This is a genomic window from Serratia sp. J2, assembly GCF_046269175.1.
Lineage (GTDB): Bacteria > Pseudomonadota > Gammaproteobacteria > Enterobacterales > Enterobacteriaceae > Chania > Chania fonticola_C.
Genome location: NZ_JBKABN010000068.1, coordinates 1 through 3858 on the forward strand (window position 1 = coordinate 1; position 3858 = coordinate 3858).

Sequence of the window (3858 nt, forward strand, 5' to 3'; positions counted from 1 at the left end):
CCAACACCAGAACGGAGTCCAACACTTCCAAGTGACGCCGCAGCCTTTCCAGATGCCCCGACGCCAAGAACTGCCATTCCCTGAACGGCTCCATCAACCCCTGCCCCTGCCAGAGACATCGCTATCTTTGACGACACAACAACCAGAATCGACGACAAAATGCCAGCAACAAGCCCCATAGCGCCCGCTGTAAACAGATTTGGCCTGTCTGCACCTTTCAGTACCTGGGTAAGCATATCGCCCTGGAAGTCCATGCAAAACCGAATAACCAGAGAAGCAAATAACACCGTGAGGATGCTGGAGAATACAGTCTGTAACCAGTTGTTAAACATCTGGCGCAGGAAGCCAAACATCAGGCAAAACAGGAAAATAGGCGCGGTAATAATCATCAACGTCATCACCACATCGGCAGATATGAACACAACGGATGAAACGGCCATCAGGATGATAGAACCAGCCCACACACAGGCAGAACCAAAGAACCCAGCCAACGGAACCATATCCGCGTCAATCTGGTACAGTTTCTCAGAAATAGCCTGAGTGCTCGCCCAAAGGTTATCGAGTGTTTGCCAGACGCTTACGCCGCCGGACAGACCATCTTTGACCCCCTTCAACGCCTCCGTTGCAGAAGTTAAATACCCCCCTGCGTTCGTGATAAAGGTGATGATGATAGCGAACTTGGCTAAATCCCATGCCAGATCGGGAAGCGGCGTTTGTGTTTTTCCTGCAAGCGTCTGGTAGCCCTTCCACAGCACATACAGCGTTACAGAAGCTGTTGCCAACGTCATAATGTCGCTGGCAAACTGACTCTGATACGTTTGCCCTATCTGCTCCAGTTTTGTCATTAACTCATTATTAAATTTGACAAAAAAACCAGCCATACCTTACCTCACTTACCGTTTTTAATGGCTTCAGCTTCTTCGGAAAGAATTTTTTTCATTGGCTCGTATTTATATGCAATACGTACAGCCATTTGATTGATATTCCTGCAATTAAGTGAGTCAGTGCCTGTTTTTTTGCAGTCCTGATATTTCTCTGTCGCTTCTTTTGGATGATCAAACCACCATTGAGGGGATTTTGTTTCCTCTTCACATCCGGTAAGAAGCGATGCAGCCAGTAAAGCACCCGATAAAAAAAATAACTTTTTCATTCCAACGTCCTTATGTTGATAGGTAACAAACAGCACTGAATTTATTCAGTGCTGTTTTTATTAGTCAATTAAAAATATTATGAGTGGCATTAATCACTTGCGGATTAATTAGCAATCGTAAAAAGATTATTGACCGCAAAGAACCAAGCGTAATTCCACCTAATTTATTTCTGACTACATCGAGATGATTTCTTACTGTAATTGGCTTAATGCCTTTGATATCAGCGATGTCGTCAATCGTGATCCCAATGGCATACATCAGGGCAATATCTTTCTGGTTCGAACTTATAGGCTCGTCAAAGATTTGATGAAGGCTGGCTATACGGGTAGCATCGCTCGCAGTCATAAGAACCTCTCTTGCAGGTTGTTGTGATTAGCGGTCTGTTGGAGGTGCAAACTCCTTCAGGCCGCGTCAGTTACGATAATCAGTTATCGAATTTATCTTTCTCCGGGGCACGTTTGTAACGGCGTTTACCTGAATCCCAGACAAACGCAGTCCGTTTCCCGTCATCTGTGCCATCCCCTACATCGTCGGCAATGACAAGATCCTCATTGGTTTCTCGATCCAACTGGAGGACGTTTTTTAGCGCCCCACCGGTTGAGATAAAACGGCGCTTATGAAGCTGCCGCGTTAGCTCGAGAAACCACTCAGGATCGTTCGCCATATCTTCCGGCTTAACGGAGTATTTCAGCGTTTCAGCAACAGCACTCTGTAGCTGTTCTGCAACGTTGGCCACCACCTCGCCCGTTTTGGTTTTTACCGTCCGAATATCAACGTTTGGCTCATAGTTCACCCGCAAGCAGTCCCGCCAGAGTTCTACCCATCGAGCCTGTTTCACATAATCGCGAGTGAACCAAGACGGCGGCACCATCAGCAAACAGTGAAAATGCGGGTGCGCACTGCCATCCTTGCCCCGTGTCACTTCTGTAGCCCTAATCCACCCCTGAACAGGTGAAAGCTCCTTTCGTTTCTCCATACGCTTAAAAGCCGCATTCATCGCCGTAAGGGTTTCTCCCAATTCGCCTATTTCGCAGTTCCTGACGGTTAACGTCAGAAACAACCAACGGGAAGATGGGTAATCCGAAACGATTTTCGGTAGAGCCTGATAAAAACGGGCTTGCCACATGAGGGTTCTTCTCCACTGGCAGACAGGACAATGACGGACACGGCAAAATTGCGCGCTACGAAGCCGTAGGCGCGTTTCTCCGGTCTCCATGAGCGTAGACCAGCCAAAACGCAATAAACCGCTACAGGAGGCCATACGGAGCGCGTAGCGCTCGAATTCGGCAGCAGTCTGATAGATACCACCCACGGAATCGGTAAACGTGCGATGTGAATCCCACGAAGAATCACGAGGACTGTAGTCGGAAAGGAATTTATCTTCTGACATTCAGCCTGCTCCGATCTGGGCAGGCGAGGATTTGATGTGTTATATTCATCCCGTACCTGATTTCCGTTCAGTACACGTCACCAAGACCGCGAAATCTATCGGTGACAAATTCGAATGCTGGGAGTGTTGACGCACTCCCAGCGCCGCTTAAAAACACCTCAATTCTGCGCCAAAATCTTCTACACGTCAAACACCAGCCAAACCCGCGCCGTTACTGGCTTAAACCTGTATTTTTCATCCGCCAGTTATCCCTTAAGTATAAATACAAGGATCACGCGCGAGAATTGAGCGAAAAATAGCCACAATCCCGAACCCCCAAAACAAGCACCCTCGAACGGCTTACCCCAACCTTTTCCACACACCCGATCACCAGAACTGGGGATAAAAACAAAACCCTGTCTTACAGGTGGATGGCCTCACTTCGTGAAACCATCCACCCCGCATAAGTTTTTTAATCGGTGGTGTCGTCAATCACTAAATCGGAACCCCGAAGGGGACCCCCACGATTTAGCATTTGACGAGATTAACTCTCGGAGAGGGCATCATGCTTTTAACGGCCTTTAAAAAACGGTGAACGGATGCGGATTTTAATCCGTGTCTGTGAGGTGTTGAGCAACGAGCAAAGCGAGGCGGTAGAAAAAGAGCCAGCGGCAGGCTCAGGACGATAATCGCTGAAAATGTGCCAGCTCGAAGAGTGGTACCATTTTCTAGCGGATTGTCTATCCTGCATTAGTGTCGAGTTGGCAAAAATGAATACGATGCAGGATAGACAGACCACTAGAGATTGCATGCAATCATCTGTGTCTGTCCGAAAACCATGTTTTCGCCTGTGCCTGCCGCAGGCTCATTTAAAAGGAAAAATCAAAAATAAAAAAAGCCGATTTTTAATCATCGGCTTTTAATGTTTTTTATTTACTTAGTTGTAAGTCTCATAACCATTAATAACACAAGAAGAATGCAGAACAATTTTAATATCAGTAATAGTCTTTCGCTTACCGTTCCGTTAGGAACTAATTTTTTATCCAGCTTATCAAAAATAAATTGTAGTGTTCCGTAATACCAAACAGCATGAATAGTTTTAAAAAATAAATTCGATATCAGTTTAATTTTTTCTATCATGCTGCATTCCTTGCTCTCGCTTTTTCCAATGATGCTAATCGCCTTGCTTTTGCTCCTACTACGCCAGTCGAGGCCATTTTCTGATATGCACGATCGCCCATCCATTCAGCAGCGGAGTGCGTTCCACGGCCTACAGCGTTTCCCGCTTTACCAGCAAATGATTGCATCCCCTTTTTACCTGCCAGCCCCATACCAAGA

At 46.6% G+C, this 3858-nt stretch carries 4 protein-coding genes and 1 pseudogene; all 5 read right to left on the reverse strand.

The annotated features are described in order from the left end of the window. The coding region (locus ACKWMY_RS27850) for a type IV secretion system protein (RefSeq protein WP_409487493.1) at window positions 1-881 on the reverse strand (881 nt) is incomplete at its 3' end. 8 nt (window positions 882-889) lie between these two features. Continuing rightward, window positions 890-1150, reverse strand: a complete 261-nt coding sequence (locus ACKWMY_RS27855; RefSeq protein ID WP_409487494.1) for an EexN family lipoprotein — start codon at window positions 1148-1150, stop codon at window positions 890-892. Window positions 1151-1214: 64 nt separating this feature from the next. Further along, entirely contained in the window at window positions 1215-1496 is a 282-nt protein-coding gene (locus tag ACKWMY_RS27860) for a helix-turn-helix transcriptional regulator (protein WP_409487495.1), read from the reverse strand. A gap of 79 nt (window positions 1497-1575) precedes the next feature. Beyond that, window positions 1576-2541 (reverse strand): protein rep, encoded by a 966-nt coding sequence (locus tag ACKWMY_RS27865; protein ID WP_409487496.1) that lies wholly within the window; start codon window positions 2539-2541, stop codon window positions 1576-1578. Window positions 2542-3656: 1115 nt separating this feature from the next. After that, window positions 3657-3858 (reverse strand): annotated as a pseudogene (locus ACKWMY_RS27870) (conjugal transfer protein TrbL); the annotation flags it as partial.